The organism is Clostridium sp. 29_15, assembly GCF_001916075.1.
GTDB classification, from domain to species: Bacteria; Bacillota; Clostridia; order Clostridiales; family Clostridiaceae; genus Clostridium; species Clostridium lentum.
This window is the reverse complement of record NZ_MNRT01000038.1, coordinates 15,059-36,266: the sequence shown is the minus strand read 5'-3', so window position 1 is coordinate 36,266 and position 21,208 is coordinate 15,059. Positions and strand designations below refer to the sequence as shown.

At 28.3% G+C, this 21,208-nt stretch carries 18 protein-coding genes; 12 read left to right on the top strand and 6 right to left on the bottom strand.

The window, feature by feature from the left end; translation table 11 throughout:
• The first annotated feature begins 25 nt into the window (after positions 1 to 25).
• The 5 genes from BHW04_RS09275 (at position 26) to BHW04_RS09255 (ending at position 4,123) form a co-directional block, all read left to right on the top strand.
• Complete coding sequence (locus BHW04_RS09275; protein ID WP_302623200.1) at positions 26 to 1,732, top strand: ABC transporter ATP-binding protein; 1,707 nt, start codon at positions 26 to 28, stop codon at positions 1,730 to 1,732.
• A complete protein-coding gene (locus BHW04_RS09270; protein WP_022211649.1) occupies positions 1,729 to 2,556 on the top strand; it encodes an energy-coupling factor transporter transmembrane component T family protein in 828 nt (275 codons plus the stop codon). The genes BHW04_RS09275 and BHW04_RS09270 overlap by 4 nt, the downstream gene beginning before the upstream one ends.
• An 80-nt stretch (positions 2,557 to 2,636) precedes the next feature.
• A complete protein-coding gene (locus tag BHW04_RS09265; RefSeq protein WP_302699428.1) occupies positions 2,637 to 3,512 on the top strand; it encodes a radical SAM/SPASM domain-containing protein in 876 nt (291 codons plus the stop codon).
• Positions 3,513 to 3,589: 77 nt separating this feature from the next.
• The gene (locus BHW04_RS09260; RefSeq protein WP_022211647.1) at positions 3,590 to 3,748 is read left to right on the top strand and encodes a DUF1540 domain-containing protein; all 159 of its coding nucleotides are present in this window, start codon (positions 3,590 to 3,592) and stop codon (positions 3,746 to 3,748) included.
• 219 nt (positions 3,749 to 3,967) lie between these two features.
• Positions 3,968 to 4,123 carry a zinc-ribbon domain-containing protein gene (locus BHW04_RS09255; protein WP_186834737.1) on the top strand — a complete coding sequence of 52 codons (156 nt, stop codon included), beginning with the start codon at positions 3,968 to 3,970 and terminating at the stop codon, positions 4,121 to 4,123.
• Between the two features lie 79 nt (positions 4,124 to 4,202).
• On the opposite strand, the gene BHW04_RS09250 is transcribed toward BHW04_RS09255, so the two are convergent.
• Positions 4,203 to 4,754, bottom strand: coding sequence for a hypothetical protein (locus tag BHW04_RS09250; protein WP_302631553.1), 552 nt, complete (start codon positions 4,752 to 4,754; stop codon positions 4,203 to 4,205).
• A 298-nt stretch (positions 4,755 to 5,052) separates the two neighbouring features.
• Here BHW04_RS09250 and pulA point away from each other — a divergent pair, with 298 nt between their 5' ends.
• From pulA to BHW04_RS09235, 3 genes are all read left to right on the top strand, one after another.
• The gene (gene pulA, locus BHW04_RS09245; RefSeq protein ID WP_302699427.1) at positions 5,053 to 7,035 is read left to right on the top strand and encodes a type I pullulanase; all 1,983 of its coding nucleotides are present in this window, start codon (positions 5,053 to 5,055) and stop codon (positions 7,033 to 7,035) included.
• A gap of 89 nt (positions 7,036 to 7,124) precedes the next feature.
• Entirely contained in the window at positions 7,125 to 7,928 is an 804-nt protein-coding gene (locus BHW04_RS09240; RefSeq protein ID WP_302699426.1) for a DUF4037 domain-containing protein, read from the top strand.
• 123 nt (positions 7,929 to 8,051) lie between these two features.
• Complete coding sequence (locus BHW04_RS09235; RefSeq protein ID WP_302699425.1) at positions 8,052 to 9,107, top strand: aldose epimerase family protein; 1,056 nt, start codon at positions 8,052 to 8,054, stop codon at positions 9,105 to 9,107.
• A 75-nt stretch (positions 9,108 to 9,182) separates the two neighbouring features.
• On the opposite strand, the gene BHW04_RS09230 is transcribed toward BHW04_RS09235, so the two are convergent.
• Genes BHW04_RS09230 through BHW04_RS09215 form a run of 4 tightly spaced genes read right to left on the bottom strand, consistent with a single transcriptional unit; the run spans position 9,183 to position 12,259 of the window.
• Positions 9,183 to 9,629, bottom strand: a complete 447-nt coding sequence (locus BHW04_RS09230) for a Fur family transcriptional regulator (protein ID WP_022211642.1) — start codon at positions 9,627 to 9,629, stop codon at positions 9,183 to 9,185.
• Between the two features lie 46 nt (positions 9,630 to 9,675).
• Positions 9,676 to 10,518, bottom strand: coding sequence for a metal ABC transporter permease (locus tag BHW04_RS09225; protein ID WP_302699424.1), 843 nt, complete (start codon positions 10,516 to 10,518; stop codon positions 9,676 to 9,678).
• Positions 10,519 to 10,520: 2 nt separating this feature from the next.
• Positions 10,521 to 11,309, bottom strand: a complete 789-nt coding sequence (locus BHW04_RS09220; protein ID WP_302699423.1) for a metal ABC transporter ATP-binding protein — start codon at positions 11,307 to 11,309, stop codon at positions 10,521 to 10,523.
• Positions 11,306 to 12,259: a metal ABC transporter substrate-binding protein gene (locus BHW04_RS09215; protein ID WP_302699422.1), complete on the bottom strand. Its 954-nt coding sequence runs from the start codon at positions 12,257 to 12,259 to the stop codon at positions 11,306 to 11,308. Before BHW04_RS09215 ends, BHW04_RS09220 begins: the two co-directional genes overlap by 4 nt.
• A gap of 229 nt (positions 12,260 to 12,488) precedes the next feature.
• Between BHW04_RS09215 and BHW04_RS09210 the strand changes: the two genes are divergently transcribed.
• Positions 12,489 to 13,781, top strand: coding sequence for an NCS2 family permease (locus BHW04_RS09210; protein ID WP_022211638.1), 1,293 nt, complete (start codon positions 12,489 to 12,491; stop codon positions 13,779 to 13,781).
• A gap of 135 nt (positions 13,782 to 13,916) precedes the next feature.
• Here BHW04_RS09210 and BHW04_RS09205 read toward each other — a convergent pair whose 3' ends face one another.
• Positions 13,917 to 14,354, bottom strand: a complete 438-nt coding sequence (locus tag BHW04_RS09205; protein ID WP_022211637.1) for a MarR family winged helix-turn-helix transcriptional regulator — start codon at positions 14,352 to 14,354, stop codon at positions 13,917 to 13,919.
• Between the two features lie 178 nt (positions 14,355 to 14,532).
• Between BHW04_RS09205 and BHW04_RS09200 the strand changes: the two genes are divergently transcribed.
• The 3 genes from BHW04_RS09200 (at position 14,533) to BHW04_RS09190 (ending at position 21,042) form a co-directional block, all read left to right on the top strand.
• The gene (locus BHW04_RS09200; RefSeq protein ID WP_302699421.1) at positions 14,533 to 16,785 is read left to right on the top strand and encodes an ABC transporter ATP-binding protein; all 2,253 of its coding nucleotides are present in this window, start codon (positions 14,533 to 14,535) and stop codon (positions 16,783 to 16,785) included.
• On the top strand, positions 16,778 to 18,616 hold the full coding sequence (locus tag BHW04_RS09195; protein ID WP_441294424.1) for an ABC transporter ATP-binding protein: 1,839 nt from the start codon (positions 16,778 to 16,780) through the stop codon (positions 18,614 to 18,616). The genes BHW04_RS09200 and BHW04_RS09195 overlap by 8 nt, the downstream gene beginning before the upstream one ends.
• A 275-nt stretch (positions 18,617 to 18,891) precedes the next feature.
• The gene (locus BHW04_RS09190) at positions 18,892 to 21,042 is read left to right on the top strand and encodes a YhgE/Pip domain-containing protein (RefSeq protein ID WP_302699420.1); all 2,151 of its coding nucleotides are present in this window, start codon (positions 18,892 to 18,894) and stop codon (positions 21,040 to 21,042) included.
• Positions 21,043 to 21,208: the final 166 nt, after the last annotated feature.

Below are 21,208 nucleotides of genomic sequence, written 5' to 3'. Positions count from 1 at the left end.
AAATAAAATGGAGAAGGAATTTTGTATGAAAAAACCAGCAATTGAATTTAAGGATTTTAGTTTTCAATACAGAGCTCAAGCAAAACCTACATTAAATAATATAAATTTAACTATTTATAAAGGTGAGAAGGTTCTTATTGTAGGGCCGTCAGGTTCTGGTAAAAGTACATTATCGAATTGTATAAATGGACTGGTACCATTTTCTTATAAAGGTGAAATTAAAGGTAGTTTAAAGATAAATGGAAAAGAAACAAAGGAACTTAGCATAGCTAAGATTTCAAATATGGTTGGAACAGTTCTTCAAGATCCAGATAGTCAATTTATAGGGCTGACAGTGGCAGAAGATATAGCTTTTAAATTAGAAAATGACTGTGTAGAGCAAGAAGAAATGAAAAGAAGAGTTCAAATGGTATCAAAGATAGTAGAAATAGATACTCATTTAAATAGTGCTCCACATAGATTATCTGGAGGACAAAAACAAAGAGTAACATTAGCAGGAGCTATGGTAGGAGAAGCTGAGATACTTTTATTTGATGAACCATTAGCAAGCTTAGATCCAGCTACAGGAAAAAGTGCTATTGAGCTTATAGATAAGATTCAAAAGGAAAATAAAAAAACTATAATAATAATTGAGCATAGATTAGAAGATGTATTACATTGCAATGTTGATAGGATAATTGTGGTTAATAATGGGGAAATCGTTAGTGATATAAAACCAAAAGAATTATTAAGTTGCAATTTACTAACTGAATCTGGAATTAGAGAACCTCTATATATTTCTGCATTAAAATATGCTGGTTGTGAGATAAATCCTCAGTGTAGTCCAGAGCATATAGATAAACTAAATGTTGATGTTTTCAAGGAAAAACTTGCTGATTGGTATAAATCACTAAGCAGTGAAGAAACGTCATATGATAATGAGAGTATTTTAAGATTAGAGGACATCAGCTTTGGTTATTCTAAAGAAAAGGAAATACTACATGGTGTATCTTTTGATATAAAGAAAGGTGAAATGGTTAGTATAGTTGGAAAAAATGGTGCTGGAAAATCAACTATATCAAAACTTATTTGTGGATTCTACAAGCCAACCTCTGGAAGAATTTTATTTAAAAATGAAGATATTGCAGGGCAAAGTATAAAAGAAAGAGCAGATAAAATAGGTATAGTAATGCAAAACCCTAATCAAATGATTTCAAAAGCCATGATTTTTGATGAAGTTGCCTTAGGATTAAAAGTGCGAGGTATTCCAGAAGATGAAATTAAAGAAAGAGTATATAATACATTAAAGATATGTGGATTATATGAATTTAGGAATTGGCCAATTTCTGCTTTAAGTTTTGGGCAAAAGAAGCGTGTTACTATAGCTTCTATATTAGTACTTAACCCAGAAGTGATAATATTAGATGAGCCTACAGCAGGGCAAGATTTTAAACACTATACAGAAATTATGGAGTTCTTAAGGGAATTAAATAAAAGTGGAGTTACTATTGTGATGATAACACATGATATGCACTTAATGCTTGAATATACCAATAGAGCAATTGTATTATCCAATGGAAAGAAGCTTGCAGAAGATACGGCAGCCAATATTTTAACTAATGAGAATATCATAAAAGAAGCTAATTTAAAAGAAACTTCATTATATGCATTAGCAGTAAAGAGTGGTATAGAAGACCCAAGGGAATTTGTAAGAAGGTTTATAAATTATGATAGGAGGATAAGGGGAATATGAGCGCAATGCTAGAGTATTCAGAGATAAACTCACCTATACATAAATTAACTGGAGCAACTAAGCTTATATGTCTAGTTATTTGGGCATTAGCATCGATGGTGACTTATGACACAAGAATCCTTGTTGTGATGGTTATTTGTAGCGTAGCCATATTTAAGATATCAAAGGTTGAATTTAAAACTGTATCATTTGTATTTTATTTAATTTTAGTATTTTTACTAATTAATAATATTGCTATATTTTTATTTTCACCTTTAGAGGGAACGTATATTTATGGAAGCAGGACTGATTTGTTCCATATTGCAGGTCAGTATACTATAACTACGCAGCAGTTATTTTATCAATTAAACATAACGTTAAAATATTTTGCAATAATACCTATGGCATTATTATTTATAGTTGCTACAAATCCAAGTGAATTTGCTGCATCTTTAAATAAGATAGGTGTAAATTATAAAATAGCTTATTCAGTGGCTATAGCTTTAAGATATATTCCAGATGTACAAAGAGATTATCAGGAAATATCATTTGCTCAACAAGCAAGAGGAATTGAAATGTCAAATAAAGAAAGCTTATTTAATCGTATAAAGAGTTCAGCGGCTATAATAATGCCACTTGTTTTTTCAAGTTTAGAAAGAATTGAAACCATTAGCTCAGCAATGGAACTAAGAGCTTTTGGTAATGGTAAAAGCCGTACTTGGTATAGTGGAAGAAAGTTTGAAAAACGTGACTATATATCTATATTTTTAGTAAGCATAATATTTATCGTAGCTATAATAATGACAATTAAAAATGGTAGTAGATTTTATAACCCATTTATTTAATGATGAATGATTAGAAAACTCAGCTTCTGCTGGGTTTTCTTATTGTATATTACATGAAAATTATGCAAAGGAGAAAATAAATGAAAAGATTTAAAAAAGTTTATATAGAAATAACTAATGTTTGCAATTTAAGTTGTAACTTTTGCCCTAAGACAGGAAGAAAGCTTCAATTTAGTGATGAAGAAAAGTTTAAAGAAATAATAGAAAAAGTAAAGCCTTATACTGATCATGTATATTTTCACTTAATGGGAGAGCCTCTACTAAATAAAAATTTAGCAAGATTTTTAGAGATTTGTTATGAAAATGGTTTAAAAGTAAATATAACTACCAATGGAACTTTATTAGAAAAAGAAAAAGATAGTCTTATAAATGCCAAGGCATTAAGACAAGTAAATATATCACTTCATAGTTTTGAAGCAAATAAAGTAACTAAAGAACTAGAGGAATATGTATCTGAAGTATTAAATTTTATTAATGAAGCAAAAGAAAATATTATATGTTCTATAAGGTTATGGAATATGGATAACGGAGTTTTAAATTTAAAGGGAAAGAATACTTTAAATGATGATATATTAAAAATGTTGCAAGATGGCTTGAATTCTGAAGTAAATATTAAAGAAGCTTTAAGTAATAAGCCAGGAATAAAGGTAAGTACGAATGTTTATGTAAATAGTGCGGAAAAATTTGAATGGCCTAATATTAATAGAGAAGTTATTAGTGAAAGTGCATTTTGCTATGGGCTAAGAGATCAGATAGGTATCTTAGTGGATGGAACTGTAGTGCCATGTTGTCTTGATAGTGAAGGAAATATCCCTCTAGGAAATATATTTGAGAGCTCCTTAAAAGATATTATTAACTCTCAGAGAGCAAAAGAATTATATGATGGATTTTCTAATAGAAAGGCTATAGAAGAGTTATGTAAGAGATGTGGATATGTAACAAGATATTCAAAATAGAAGATAAATAATACAGTTTTATGGAGAATAATTTCAGCAGTACCTACTAATAATAATCTTGTTAGGAGGTGAGTATTTTGAATATTAATCCAGGAATTAAATGTAGTGTAGATAGTTGTAAGTATAATAATACAAATAAACAATACTGTACATTAGATGTCATTCAAGTAGGAACACATGAAGCAAATCCAAAACAAGTGGAATGTACAGATTGTCAGTCATTTGAACTTAAGTAATAGTATTTGTATTAAATAAAGAAGGAGTGCTGTTTAGCATTCCTTCTGAAGTAAATATTGTAAAAATATGATTAATTTAGTAAAAAAACGTTGTAAAAGCTTTATAAGATGGTATAATTAAACAGTAATAATTAATAAAAAAGATTCTGATGATAATAAATTTCTCCAAGAGTTAGAGAGACATTATTATTTAATTAATCTTTTGAAGTGGAGGAATTAATAATGGATAAGACATTAGTATGTCAAGATTGTGGAAAAGAGTTTATATTTACAGAAGGTGAACAAGCTTTCTACAAAGAAAAAGGTTTTGATAATGAACCAAAGAGATGCGTAGAATGCAGAAGAGCAAGAAAAGCAAACAACAATAATAGATAATTATTGTTTAATTAAGGAAGGCTATAATGATTATTCATTACAGCCTTTTTATTTGCAAATAAAAATATGTAATTATGATCTATTTTAGCTCTTTAAAATAACATTTTAATTTTTCTTCTTCTTCTTTTGTTAATTTATCGCCACATTTTTTCTTTTCAATTAGTTTTTTAAATTCTTCATATTTTTTATCGCCAAGTTTACATTTAAATACTGCATCTCTTAATTCAAATAAAGCTTTTTTATCACTTTCATCAAGGGCAGTTCCTTTTTTTATTTTTTCTTGAATTTCACATAATTTATTTTTTTGATCTGAGTTTAATAATTTAATATTATCTTCAGTCCAAAATTGCATATCAGGACAAACTTCTTTTTTTTGCTCCTTTTCTCCAGAATTTTTATTATCTTTGCAATCTTTTTCAGTTTCTTTCTTTTCTTTTTCACAATCTTTTTTATATTTTTCAGTTTTTTTCTCTTCTTTTTCACAATTATCTTTATGACGCTCATCATCACAAGAACATGGTAGGATATCAGCAGTATCTACTGAAGCAAAAGCTTGAGCTGTAGGCATAATTAATGTTTCGGTAGATACTAATAAAGAAATTAGCATTAAAGATAAAGATTTTTTTTTCATATAAATACCTCCTTGAAAACTTGATGTAAAACAAAAATTATATTTTCTTGTTCCACACTATAGATATAGTATGTGAACTTTAAGTGAATTTTAATATAAAAAATAAAATATTTTTTATATTAAGAATTACATTGTCTTTTTTAGATAAATTATAAATTTAACAAATGAAGCAGTAAAAAAATATAATGTATGATATAATAAAAAAATAAATGGTAAAAAAAGTAAAAATAAAATGTAGACTATAGAAACGATACTTAAAGGCATATTAGGATAAAAGAGTATGAGAGGAATAAATATTATGAAAAGTAATTATTTTGAATCAAAAGAATTTAATGAAAAGTATAATTATGATGGAGAGCTAGGTGTAATATATTCTAAGAATAGTAGCGAATTTAAATTATGGGCACCATTATCAGAAGAAGTTCAGTTAATTTTATATGGGAAAGAGTATAATAACCTAGAGGCTAATAAGACTATTATAAAAATGAATAAAGAAGATAGAGGCGTATGGAGAGTTATAATAGATGAAGATTTAAATGGTGAATATTATAATTATTTAGTTAGAAATAATGGCAAAACATATGAATCAGTGGATCCATATGCAAAAGCTGTTTCCATAAATGGTGAAAAATCAATGGTAATAGATATGGAAATTACTAATCCCACGGGATGGAGTAATGATAAAAGACCTTTACTAAAAGCTGCAACTGATTCAATAATATATGAAGCTCATATAAGAGATTTGACTAAAAATGAAGCTTCAGGAGTGTTGCCAGCATTAAGAGGCAAGTATATAGGTGCTGTTTTAGAAAATAGTAAAATTAAAAATACAAGCATAACTACAGGATTTGACCATTTAAAGGAATTAGGAGTAACTCATATTCATCTAATGCCAGTATTTGATTACGGATCTATTGATGAAAGGTATGATAGTCCTGATAATTATAATTGGGGATATGATCCTCAAAATTATAATGTTCCAGAAGGGTCATACTCTACAAATCCATATGAAGGTTCAGTAAGAATTAGTGAATTTAAAGAAATGGTATATAAATTTCATCAAGCTGGCATTAGAGTAGTTATGGATATGGTTTATAATCATACCTATAATCTAGAATCTCCTTTAAACATCACTGTTCCAGGTTACTATTATAGGCAGGATCAATATGGAAATTATAGCAATGGTTCAGGCTGTGGCAATGAGACTGCATCTGAAAGGTATATGTATAGAAAATATATGATTGATTCTGTCTTATATTGGGTTAAGGAATATCATATTGATGGTTTTAGGTTTGATTTAATGGGTCTTCATGATTTAGAAACTATGAGGATAATTAGAAATGAGTTAAATAAGGTTGATAAATCAATTATTATGTATGGTGAAGGATGGACTTGTTATAATACGCCATTAAATAGTAATGAATCAGCAGTTAAAAATAATATAATAAAATTTGATGATTTACAAATTGCTGCCTTTAGTGATGATGCAAGAGATTCTATAAAAGGTTCAGTTTTTTTAAAAGAAGCTTTGGGCTTTGTTAATGGAGGAGATAATTTTGAAGAGTCTATAAAATATGCAATATGTGCTTCTACAAAGCATGATGAAATAGATTTATCAAAAGTAATTTACTCAAAAGTATTTTGGGCTAATGAGCCATATCAAACAATTACTTATGATTCAGCTCATGATAATAATACTTTGTTTGATAAGCTTAGAATGTCTTGTAAGGATGAAAATGAAGAAGAAATCTTAAAAATGAATAAGTTGGCAGCAGCTATAGTGTTAACATCTCAAGGTATAAGTTTTTTGCATGAAGGTGAAGAGTTTGCAAGAGTTAAGGAAAATTTAGAAGGAGAAATTATAGAAAATAGCTATAATTCTTCAGACTATATAAATGAACTTAAATGGCTTAGAAAACAGAGGTATATTGATTTGTTTAATTATTATAAAGGACTCATTAAGTTAAGAAAGGAATATAAAGCCTTTAGGATGAATAGTAATAAAGAGATACAAAAGAATATATCCTTTATGACTAAAGGTAATGAATTTAATGAAGATCATATAGTAGGTTATATGATTAATACAGAAGATTATGAGGAAAGTTATAGTAAAATAGCTGTAATATTTAATTCTAATAAATATGATGTGGAAGTTTACTTGAATGAAGGTGGGTGGAGTGTGCTTGTAGATAATGAAAAAGCTGATAGCAAAGCTCAATATAAAATAGAAGATTCTATGGTTAAAGTTTCAGCAAGAAGTACCTACATCTTAATAAAGTAATTTCCAATTAAACAGGTTAATGATGAATAGTTAGATTTTAATACCTATTCATTATTAACTTGAATATAATAAAAGCAGGAGTGAGTTTTATGGGAATGAACATGGTGGTATATCAGCTTGTAAATGAGTATAAAAGAATTCCGGAAGTTAAGGCAATTACTTTAGCAGGTTCAGGAGCTAACGGTAGAAAAGACAATTATTCGGATATAGATATAGATATTATAGTATCAAAAGAAATTGATAATGATAGAAGAACACAGATTATTAAGAAAGTTTCAGATTATATGGAAGTAGGCAATGATTATTGGGGAGATGGTGATGAATTTCTTTTAAGAAATTCAGATATACAAGTAGATATAGCATATTTTCAAATAAATTGGATAAAGGATCAAATTTCAAACATATTAGATAGAAATATTGCATGTATAGGATATACAACCTGCTTTTGGCATAACGTAAAAAATGCCGTTATTGTTTATGATAGAGATGGGGTATTTACAGAATTACAAAATAAATGTAAAATAGCCTATCCAGAAAAGTTAAAAAATAATATAGTGAAAAAAAATTATCCTATTTTAAGAAGAGGCTTTTCTTCATATTATAATCAAATAACTAAAGCTCTGAGGAGAAATGATTTAGTTAGTATAAATCATAGGCTATCAGCATTTATAGCAAGCTATTTCGATATATTATTTGCCATCAATGAAATTCCTCATCCTGGAGAAAAAAAGTTAATAGATATAATTGAAAATCAATGTAACATAAAGCCAAAAAATTTTAAAGAAAATTTAGAGAAAGTCTTTATTGAAGGTAATGATAAAATCTTAAAGAATTTAGATATAATTGTGGATAATCTAGAGGTGGTATTGAGAAAAGAAAATATTGATATATAATGATAGGCAGTATTAAGCTGCCTATCTATTTAATAGTATAATAATTAATGAAAATATTTACATTAAAAATATGCAGTGATATAATTAAAAAGTGAAAGTGAGATAAAAGGGGGGAGCAAAACTTTGAGTATAAAAGTAGAAAAAATTAATAAAATTATTGATAATAAAGAAATATACATATATTCATTAAGCAATGAAAACGGATTGACTGCAAGAATAATGAATTATGGTGGAGTTATTTTATCATTAGACATTCCAGATAAAAATGGAGATAAAAGAGATGTAGTTTTAGGCTTTGATTATTTAGATGATTATACAACAAGTACTGTATATTTTGGAGCGTTAGTAGGACGTTGTGCTAACAGAATACAAGAAGCTGTAATAAAAATTGATGGAAAGGAATACAACCTAGTAAAGAATGATGGAAATAATCATCTTCATGGTGGAAAGAAGGGCTTTGATAAACAGGTTTGGAACTCTACAATTAAAGAAGATAAACAAGGTGAATATCTTGAGCTAACTTATTTAAGCAAAGATAAAGAAGAAAATTACCCAGGAAATTTAAATGTTACAGTAAATTACAGATTAAATAATAAAAATGAGCTTGTAATAGAATATAAAGCTAAAAGCGACAAGGATACAGTGGTGAACCTAACTAATCACTCATATTTTAACTTGGCTGGACAAGAGTCAGGAGACATATTAAATCATAAGTTAAAGATATATGGTAGTTATATAACTACAGCTGATGAAGAAAGTATTCCTAGGGGAGAAATTAGAAATATAAAAAATACTCCAATGGACTTTACAGAATTTAGAGTAGTTGGACAAAACATAGATGATGATTATGATCAATTAAACAATGGTCATGGATATGATCATAACTGGATTATAGATGGAGAAGAAGGAAATCTAAATATTGTAGCAGAAGTGATAGAAGATATTTCAGGTATAAAAATGGATGTTTATAGTACAATGCCAGGAGTACAATTTTATACTGGAAACTTTTTAGAAGGACAAAAAGGAAAGAATGGAGTTGTGTATAAAAGAAGAGCTGGTTTATGCTTAGAAACTCAGTATTATCCAAATGCATTAGCAAATCCGGAATTTCCAAGTACTATACTTAAGGCTGGAGAAGAATATAACCACACTACTATTTATAAATTTACTACTAAGTAGTAGATTTATAAATAATAATTGAAAATAAAAAAATGGATTATTATCCCTTATCAATTAAAAAAAGCCATTACGATGCTAATCGTAATGGCTTTTTTTATGCTTTCTACACTCTTTACATATGCCATATATTTCTAGCTTATGTCCTGTTATTTCAAAATCTAAATTATCTTCTAATTCACTTTCATATTTTGAAAGTGGACAATTTTCTAAAGGAAATATTTTTTTGCAGGATGTACAAACTAAATGGTGTTTATGCTTTAATGTATTTATTTCATAAAAAGTTTTGTTAGTATCACCAAGTACATATTTAATTATTAAATTATTATCTGCTAAAGTATCAAGTATTCTATATACAGATGATAAATTTATGGATATGCCTTGTTCTTTTAGCTTTAAAAAGATATCTTCTGCTGTTAAAGGCTGATTTTCAATTTCTAAAACTTCTAAAAGTGAGTTTCTATGCTTTGTAACTTTTAAGCCTTTTTTCTTTAGCGCTGTAGTAAAATCAGTTTTTGTTTGCAAACTTAAATCCTCCAAATTTTTATATAATTATTGCTAATTACTTATATTATATAAACTTTTTCTTTAAAATTAAAGTTATGAAAAATACCACAGAAGAAACTAAAACTATAGTTGCTCCAGTAACTGTATTTAAGTAATAAGATAATATAAGGCCTGTTATACCTGAAAATAATGCAATAATCATAGAAAATAAATTATATTGTCTTACATTTTTAGAAATATTTCTAGCAGAAGCTCCTGGAAGTACTAATAAGGAGTTAATAATAAGAAGTCCTACCCAGCTTACAGTAAGTGTTACAACTACAGCAATAGTACATGTAAATAGGATTTCTATTAATAATGTATTGATACCACGACTATTTGCTAGAGAAGTATTTAAACTAGTTATAAGTAGCTTATTAAAAATAAAATACCATAAAATAATTACTGCTACAAATACAATGATAAGCAGTATTATTTCAGAGCTAGTAATGCTAAGTAAGTCACCAACTAGATATGAAGAAAATTTACTAAGGCTACTAGAATAACTCATAAGTACTAATCCTAAAGCAATGGCTGTAGATGAAAATACTCCAATGATAGTATCGGTGGATGAAGCCCCTTTATTTTTAATTACAGTAATTGCTATGGCAAAGCAAATTGAAAATAATGTTGCACCCCACATTGGATTTAAACCACCAAAAAGAATACCAAGAGCAATTCCAGTAAAAGCACCATGTCCTAAGGAATCAGCAAAGAAGGACATTTTGTTATTAACAACCATAGTACTAAGAAACCCAAAAAGTGGAGTTACTATTAATACTGCCAGTAAGGCATTTTTCATAAAAGTATATGATAGCCATTGAAATGGTAAAAGTGTATCCATCAAGTTATAAATAAAATCAAACATTGTTATAGTCCTCCTGATGTAGATGATTTATCATTGTAATTTAAACTAAAGAGCTTTTTAGTGGCTGGATTATTAAATACTTGAGCAGGAGTGCCTGAACATACTACTGTACCATTAATAAGAGCTACTCTGTCAGAGTACTTATAAACCAAATCAAGATCGTGAGAAACTAAGATAATAGATAAATCATAATTTTTTTTTATTTCCATCAGTATATGATAAAAAAGTTCAGTTCCATTTTGATCTACACCTGAAATAGGTTCGTCCAGTAATAAGATATTAGGTATTGGATCTAAAGCTAAAGCAAGCAAAACCCTCTGCATTTCTCCACCAGATAAGGCTCCCAGTCTTCTGTCAATTAAATGTGAAGCTTTTACTTTACATAGGCTTTCGTAGACTTCATTTCTAATTTTCTTTTTAGGTTTAAAGATAGATGGTCTAGGAGATTTACAAGAAGTAAATAAATCTAAAACACTTATTGGTGAATTAGCATCAAAAGTAAGATATTGAGGTACATAACCAATTATAGGTTGATGAAATGCCACATCATTTGTACCAAGAAATTTTAAGCTTCCTTGATGTTTAATTTCACCTAATAATGCTTTTAAAAGTGTGCTTTTTCCAGCTCCGTTTGGACCAATAAGAGAAGTTAATTCTCCACAATGAATATGGAGATTAACGTTATCTAAAATCTTGTTACTACCAAGGGTTACAGAAAAGTTTTCAATTTTAGTACAGCAAAAGTTCTTACAGCTTTCATTAATGTTAGAAAAGTTATTTTTATTTATCATTTTAAGGCCTCTTTCAAAGTATTTAAATTTTCTTGCATTTTGATAATATAGTCGTTATAGGCTTTTTCATTGGAATCGCCAGTTACAATTGGATCAAGAGTATATATAGAAGCGCCAGTTTCTTTAGCAATTGTGTCAGCAATTTTTGAAGAATATTGAGGTTCTGTAAATAGAGCTTTAATATTTTTTTCATTAATTATTGAAATAATATTTTCTACTTCTTTAGCAGATGGTTCAGAGTCTGGTTCGATTTCTATTACGCCTACAATATTAAGACCAAATTCCTCAGCAAAATAAGGAAAGGCTTCATGAAAAGTTATAATATCTTTATGAGCTATATTGTCTAAAGTTGAGTGCATTTCAGTTTTTAAGTTTTCAAGTTTTGCAATATATTCATTGGCATTATCTTGATATTCATTAGCATGATTTGGATCTAAAGAAGAAAGTTCTTCAGCTATATTAGAAACTTCTTCAATATTCTTAGAGATACTTACCCAAACGTGAGGATTAACATCGTGATCATGATCTTCATGGTCATGGTCTTCTGTGTGATCATCATGCTCTGTATCTTCAATTAAATGAATTCCTTTACTGGCTTCAATTATTTTTAAATCAGAATATTCATCTATAACATCATCTAAAAATGATTCCATTCCTGCACCATTAATTATTAATATATCGGCATTGCTTAAAGTTTTTAAATCTTTTGTAGAAAGACTGTAATCATGAAGGCAACCAGTTTGAGAAGTTGTCATATTTAGAACTTCTACATTTGGAATATCTTTAACTATGTTTAAAGTAGATATATACATTGGATAAAAAGAAGTAACAATGGTTAATTTATTATTAGATTCTGTAGAATTATTAGATTTTGCTGAATTATTGCAGCCTGTAAGAAACAGAGATACTAGAATAATTATGGTTAAAATTTTTGTTAATGTAGTTTTCATTAATATCCTCCTAAATTCAAATAAGAATAGTTTGCATTTGCATATATAATATTATAAACTAAAAAGAGGAATTTTAGAACAAAAAAGTAAAAAATAATAAATAATATAATGATTTTACGAATGATAAACATTAACTATAAATAAATATTCGATAAAACTATTGAAAAAATATAAAAATATGATATTATAATTTAGTATTTAGCGAAATAAAAGAAAAGGAAGATAAAAAATGGAAAGATTTTTTAAACTTAAAGAAAATAATACGAATGTTAGACAAGAAGTTGTAGCAGGGATTACTACATTTATGACAATGGCATACATACTAATAGTAAATCCTACAATTTTATCAGCAGCAGGAATGGATTCAGGGGCTGTTTTTACAGCAACAGCATTATCATCTATAGTGGCAACATTAATTATGGGTATATATGCAAAGTTACCATTTGCTCAAGCTCCAGGTATGGGATTAAATGCTTTTTTTGCATATACAGTAGTATTACAAATGGGATATTCATTTGAGTTTGCACTAACAGCAGTTTTATTAGAAGGTTTAATTTTTATATTGTTAACATTATTTAATGTACGTGAAGCAATAGTTGATTCTATTCCAGTTAATATAAAGAAAGCTATTTCAATAGGAATTGGTTTATTTATAGCTCTATTAGGGCTTGAAGCAGCTGGAGTAGTAATTGGTGATGGAGCTACAATACTAGCATTAGGTGATGTAAGAAATAACACGATTCTTCTATCATTAATTGGTATACTAATCACTGGTATATTAGTAGCAAGAAAAGTTAAAGGTGCATTATTCTTAGGAATGATTATTACAACAATCATTGGTATTCCTATGGGAGTAATTGAGTTACCTAACTCTATAGTAAGTATTCCACCATCAATTAGTTCTACATTTATGAAATTTGAATGGCATAATATTTTTTCATTTGATATGGTAATAGTATTATTCACATTATTATTTATGGATATGTTTGATACAATTGGAACATTGGTAGGAGTGGCTACAAAAGCAAATATGCTTGATGAGAATGGTAGAGTTAAGAACATTAAAAAAGCTTTATTTGCTGATGCAATTGGTACAACAGTAGGAGCTTGTTTAGGAACAAGTACTGTAAGTACTTTTGTTGAAAGTGCATCTGGAGTTGCTGAAGGAGGAAGAACTGGTCTTACAGCAGTATCTACAGCAGGAATGTTCTGTTTAGCATTATTCTTTGCACCATTATTTGGAATGGTTACACCAGCAGTTACAGCGTCAGCTTTAGTTATAGTTGGATTATTTATGATTGAAAATATCAAGGACATAAATTTAGAAGATTATACAGAAGCTATTCCAGCTTTCCTTACAATAATAATGATGCCTTTTGCATATTCTATAGCAGATGGGATTGCCTTTGGAGTGCTATCATATATAGGAATAAAAGCATTTTCTGGAAAAATAAAAGAAATAACAATACCTACATGGATAATTGGAGTAGTGTTCATACTAAAATTTATTTTGATACATTAAAATATATAGAATTAAAAATAGACACATTAGTTGATATAAAACCAACTAATGTGTCTATTTTTATTACTTTAATTTAAATGAAAAAATAATATTTATATATTGCTATATTATTTCAATGAAAGCATATACCTAAAATTATGTTATTTTAGGTATTAAATTTAAAATGTTATCAATTGATTCAGAAAGAAGATTTAATTCAGCTTCATCTAAAACTTTTATTTTATTATAGATGTTATTTTTAACTTGAGCTTCTAAAGATTTAAATAAATTGCATGCTGATTTTGTGTGTTTAATTAATATAACTCTTCTATCATTATCATCACAATATCTTTCAACATAGCCATCGTTTACTAATTTATCAATAATTGGAGTCATATTAGGTTTAGATATTGATAAATCTTTAGCTACTTTTGAAATAGGATTTGCTCCGTTATGTATTAAATAAAATAAAACTTTAGCATGAGATGAAGGAAGATTTAATGATTTTAAAGCATCATTTGGATTAAAAACTCGTCTATTTAGAGATAATAAAAGTATGTATAAATTATTAGGTATATGGTCTATAGAATTCATAAGTTACCTCCTGAGTTTCTTAATATTATCATTATAATCTAATGTATAAAAATTTACAATAAAATAGTGATAAAAATATAATTATTATATAAATATAATAAAATCTATTGACGGAAAAAGGTTATAAAAATATAATAGTTATTAAATAATAAGTTTAATGCATAAGGAGAATAAAGCAATGAAAAAATTACTAAAATATTTAAGGCCTTTTGCAGGAGCTATAATAGTTGCAATAATGCTATTATTTGTTCAAGCAATAAGTGATTTATCACTGCCAAGCTATATGTCTAATATAGTTAATATTGGAATACAGCAAAAGGGTATCGAAGATGCAGTACCAAAAGTAATAAAATCTTCTGAACTAAATAAGTTATTATTATTTACTAATAGTGACGATAAAAAAGTGGTTGAAGATAATTATAAGCTCATAAGGAAAGAAGAATTATCTAATGATGATTATGAAAAATATATAAAACAATATCCAGAGTTAGCCAATGAGGATATATATGTATTAGATACTAAGAGTAAAGATGTAAAAAGGAAATTGAATGAGATTCTAGGTAGACCTATGCTAATAACATCTCTATTTGAAAGTGGAGATGCTACTAAAGTTATGGGGGATTCTGGTAATGTTATGGCTGCACCTGAAGGTGTTGATATGGCAAATATGGATCCTTTCATGATGTTATCTAATATGCCAGAAGAGCAAGTTTTAGAAATTATTAAGGGAATTAATGAAAAATTAGATGAAATGCCTGAAAGTATGGTTACTCAATCAGCAGTTACATATGTTAGGGAACAATATAAAGAGTTAGGTATAGATATTGATAAAGTACAGACAAATTATTTATTTATGGCAGGTGCTAAGATGCTAGGAGTTGCTTTAATAGGAACTATTGCAGCAGTAATAGTTACATTTATAGCAGCAAGAATAGCAGCAGCATTAGGAAGAAATTTAAGAAAAGATGTATTTAATAAGGTTGTAGGTTTCTCCAATGCTGAATTTGATAGATTCTCAACAGCATCACTTATTACAAGAACTACTAACGATATTCAGCAAATTATGATGTTGATAGTTATGGGACTTAGAATAGTATTTTATGCACCTATATTAGGAATAGGTGGTATAGTAAAAGTAGTTAAGAGTGGAGCTGGAATGGGATGGGTTATAGTAGTGGCTGTAGTATCTATCTTATCTTTAGTGGCAGTGTTATTTGTATTTGCAATTCCTAAATTTAAGATGGTACAAAAGCTAGTGGATAAATTAAACCTAGTAACAAGAGAAAGTTTAACAGGAATGCTTGTAATAAGAGCTTTTAGCACAGAAAAGTATGAAGAAGAAAAATTTGAAAGAGCTAACATGAATTTAACAAAGACAAATCTTTTTGTTAATAGAGCAATGTCTATGATGATGCCTTTAATGATGTTCATTATGAATGGAGTAACGCTTTTAATAGTATGGGTAGGTTCTCATAGAGTTGATTCCGGTGTAATGCAAGTTGGAGATATGATGGCATTTATGCAATACGTTATGCAAATAATTATGGCATTTTTGATGATTTCAATGGTATCAGTTATTTTACCAAGAGCATTAGTTTCAGCAGGACGTGTATCAGAAGTTTTAAATACTGATATTGCCATAAAGAATATTGAAAATCCAGTTAGCTTTAAAGTAGAAGAAAAAGGTGAAATTGAATTTAAAAATGTTTCATTCAAATATCCAGGGGCATATGAATATATATTAAAAGATATTAATTTCAAAGCTAAATCTGGAGAAACTACAGCTTTTATAGGAAGCACAGGTAGCGGTAAATCAACACTTATTAATTTAATTCCACGTTTTTATGATGTTACTAGTGGTGAAATTTTAATTGATGGAGAAAATATTAAAAATGTTTCATTACATGACTTAAGAGAAAAAATAGGTTTTGTTCCACAAAAAGGGATGCTTTTTTCAGGGACTATTGAATCTAACTTAAAGTATGGTGGAGAACATATAAGTGATGAATATATGCATAAAGCAGCTGAAATAGCTCAAGCAACAGAATTTATTTCTAGCAAAGAAAGTGGATTTAACACAGAGATTTCTCAAGGTGGTACTAATGTATCAGGAGGGCAAAAACAAAGATTAGCTATTGCTAGAGCACTGGCTAAGAATTCAGAGATATTTATATTTGATGATAGTTTTTCAGCTTTAGACTTTAAGACAGATGCTAAATTAAGAAAAGCTATAAATGAAGAATTAAGTGATAGTACGCTATTAATAGTAGCTCAAAGAATCAGTACAATAATGAATGCTGATCAGATATTAGTGCTAGATGAGGGGAAAGTTGTAGGGAAAGGAACTCACAAAGAGCTTATGGAAAATTGTGAAGTTTATAGACAGATAGCTTTATCACAACTTTCAAAGGAGGAGCTTCAAGATGAGTAATGATCAAAGAAAAATGAGAGGTCCCATGGGAGGACCTATGGGCGGTATAAGAGCTGGTGGTGAAAAAGCCAAAGATTTTAAGAAGACTATGAAATCTTTAATGTCTTATTTAAAGCCTTATAGATTGATGATAATAATAGTAATAATATTTGCCATAGGTTCAGCAGCATTTTCAATTGTAGGACCTAAGATATTAGGAAGGGCAACAACAGCTTTATTTGAAGGTTTAGTTAGCAAAGTTACAGGTCAGGCTGGAGCAGGAATTGATTTTGGATATATAGGACAAATAGTAATAGTATTATTGGTTCTATATGTGATAAGTACTGTTTTTTCATTGATACAAGGTTTTGCAATGTCAGGAATAGCACAAAAGGTTTCTTATAAGATGAGAAAAGAAATATCAGAAAAAATTAATAGAATGCCTTTAAAGTATTTCGATACTAAAACTCATGGAGAAGTGTTATCAAGAGTTACTAATGATGTTGATACAGTAAGCCAGACGCTAAATCAAAGTATGTCACAAATAATAACTTCAGCAACAACTTTAATTGGTGTACTTATTATGATGTTTTCAATCAATTGGGTAATGACATTGGTAGCATTATTAATAATACCAGTATCCTTAGGGCTTATATCAGTAGTTGTTAAGAAATCACAAAGATACTTTAAAAGTCAACAAGAATATTTAGGACATGTAAATGGTCAAGTTGAAGAAGTGTACTCAGGACACAATATAGTAAAGGCCTTTAATTCAGAAGAAAGAGAAATTAATACATTTAATGATTTAAATGATACTCTTTATAAGAGTGCTTGGAAATCTCAATTTTTATCAGGGCTTATGCAACCAATAATGATGTTTGTTGGGAATTTAGGATATGTTTTAGTATCAATTATTGGGGGATTTTTAGCCATCAAAGGATCTATAGAAGTGGGTGATATTCAAGCTTTTATCCAATATGTGAGATCTTTTACACAACCTATAGCACAAACAGCACAAATTGCTAATGTTCTTCAATCTACAGCAGCTGCCGCTGAAAGAGTTTTTGAATTCTTAGATGAAGAGGAAGAAGTTAAAGATGTGGAAAATCCTATAAGTACTAAAGAAATTATTGGTGAAGTGGAATTTAACCATGTACATTTTGGATATAATCCAGAAAAAACAATAATTAATGATTTTACAGCAAAGGTTAAACCTGGGCAAAGAGTGGCTATAGTAGGACCTACAGGAGCTGGTAAGACTACTATGGTTAAGCTGTTAATGAGATTCTATGAAGTTAATGAAGGAAATATAACTATAGATGGACATAATATAAAGGACTTCAGTAGAAGCGATTTAAGAAAGATGTTTGGTATGGTATTACAAGATACTTGGTTATTTAATGGTAGTATAATGGATAACTTGAGATATGGAAGATTAGATGCCACTGATGAAGAGGTTAAAAGAGCTGCTAAAGCAGCCCATGTGGATTCATTTATCAAGACACTGCCAGATGGATATAATATGGAATTGAATGAAGAAGCAAGTAATGTATCACAAGGACAAAAACAACTTATTACCATAGCAAGAGCAATACTTGCAGATCCTAAAATACTTATTCTTGATGAGGCTACAAGTTCTGTTGATACAAGAACAGAAGTGCTTATACAAAAAGCTATGGATAAATTAATGGAAGGAAGAACAAGTTTTATTATAGCCCATAGATTATCTACTATAAGAGATGCAGATTTAATATTAGTTATGAAAGACGGAGATATTATTGAACAAGGAAACCATCATGAATTATTAGAAAAAGACGGATTCTACGCATCGCTATATAATAGTCAATTTTAAAATAATATTATTATAATAATATTTCTTGATAATATTTAACAATTTCAGCTATAAATATGAACAGATATTTAAAGAATGTTCACGTTTTTAGACCAAGTAGTATAAAAATGTAAAAAGACATATTTTTAGAACATAATTAAATATAATGGTCATAAAAGAAGAAATTTGCCCTAATATGAGGTTTGAAGAGTTTGGCTAAAAATTATACTATATATAAATAAAAAGGATTGGATAAATATTATTATATGACTTAAGATGAGAAAGGGGCAAACAAGGTGAATAATATTTTTAAAATTTACAAAGATGATATTAAAAAAATATTTACTAATTATGCAGCACTAATAGTATTTATAGCACTTTCTATATTACCTTCTTTATATGCCTGGTTTAATATTAAGGCAAGTTGGGATCCATATGGTAAAGAAGCAACTAGTCAAATAAAAATAGGTGTAGTAAATAAGGATAAAGGTGCAGAGCTTAAAGGTGAATTTAAAAACATAGGAAATCAGATTATAGATCAGCTAAAAGAAAATGATGTCATGGGATGGCAATTTGTAAGTGAAAAAGAAGCTGTAAAAGCCGTTGAGGAAGGTAGTTATTATGCAATGATTACTATTCCAGAAGAATTTTCTGAAGATATATTATCATTAATAAGTGATGATATTAAAAAAGGAAAAATTATTTATACTGTTAATGAAAAGGTAAATGCAATAGCGCCGAAGATTACTGTTAAAGGTGCAACAGCAGTACAAGAAAATGTTAATAAAACAGTTATAGAAACGGTAAGTGATATAGTTCTTTCAACAGCGAAAGATTTAGGAATAGAAGTTGAAGGACAGCTACCTAAGTTAGATAATTTATATGATAAACTTGTGGAAATTCAATCTAAATTTAAAGATTTATATGAAACAACAGATTTAGCTTATGATGGAGTAAATAAAGTAGCTGATTTAGTAACAAATCTTCAAAATGATATTCCATTAATTACTGATACTTTAAATAGTACAAAAGGATTAGCAACAAATTTAATTGATTTTATAACTACATCTCAAGGAGAGATAAATAATATAGCACCAACAATTAAAACAGATATTGGTTTGGTAAAAGATTTAGCAGATGAAGTATCATCTTATGTAGATGTGGTAATTAATGCTATAAAAACTAATGGTGAAAATGTAAAAGTATTATTAGAAAATTTAAGTACTAAAGTAAGTAGTCTTAAAGAATATGTTACATCTATAAGAGTATTAGTAGAGAAGATAAATGGTCAATCACAAAATGGAGCATTATCTGGAGTTCTTAGTCAATTAGAAACAGCTGAAAATAATTTAAATCAGTTATATAATGAAATTGAAAGTATAAGGAATTTACTTGATAATGGAAATGTATTAGACACATCAAAACTTGAAAATGCAAAAACTGTATTAAATGATGTAAGTAATATTGCAGGAAATTTATATGAAAAATTTGATACAGAAATATTAGGAAATATAAATACAATATTAAATACAGCTAATGATAGTGCAAAAGGTGCATTAGAAATATTACAAAGAGCACAAGATAAGCTACCACAAGTAGAAGAAATATTGACAACTGTATCTGCTTTATGTAATAAAGGTAATGAAGGAATTAAATATGCAAAAGATAATCTTCCAAGAGCAGAAGAGATTGTAAATGAGGTAACTTCTAAGGTAGCTAAAATAAAAGATAGTAGCGATTTAAAAGATTTATTAAAACTAATAGCGAATAATGTTGAAGAGCGTTCTAATTATCTTACTTCACCAGTAGAGTTAGAAGAAAATTCTTTATATCCTATGAGAAATTATGGTACTGCTATGACTCCATTTTATTCAGTATTAGCTCTTTGGGTAGGTATGACTTTATTAGTATCTATGTTTAGTGTTGAGGCACATGGTGAATATAATCATATGGAAGTATATTTTGGAAAACTATTATTATTCCTTACAATAGGAATGACACAAGCTTTAATAGTATCATTAGGTGATTTATATTTATTAAAGATATATTGTGTAAATCCAGCATTATTTGTAACAGGAATTTTATTTACTAGTGTAGTATTTGTAGCTATAGTTTATTCATTAGTATCTGTATTTGGTAATGTTGGTAAGGTAACTGCAATAATATTACTTGTTTTACAAGTTGCAGGTTCAGGAGGAACATTCCCTATACAACTTACACCTAAGTTCTTCCAGATAATAAATCCATTTTTACCATTTACTTATGCTATTTCATTTGCTAGAGAAGCAATAGGAGGAGTAGTTCAATCAGTACTTGTAAAAGATATAGTTATAATGTTAATTTATATAGTAGTATCAATACTTATTTCAATATTCTTAAAGAAGCCAATAAATAATCTTCTAAGTGGATTCACTAAAAAGTTCCATGAAAGTGGATTAGGAGAGTAGTAATAAATAGTAGTAAAAATAAAAGTGCTAGATACAAAATTGTGTATCTAGTGCTTTTTTTAATAAAATTAAGAATTAAAGAATAAATTCCATGAAATGATAAAAGATATGGACAGGAATATGTTAAAATAAATTATAAGGATACTTTTGGAAGGGAGCTTAAATT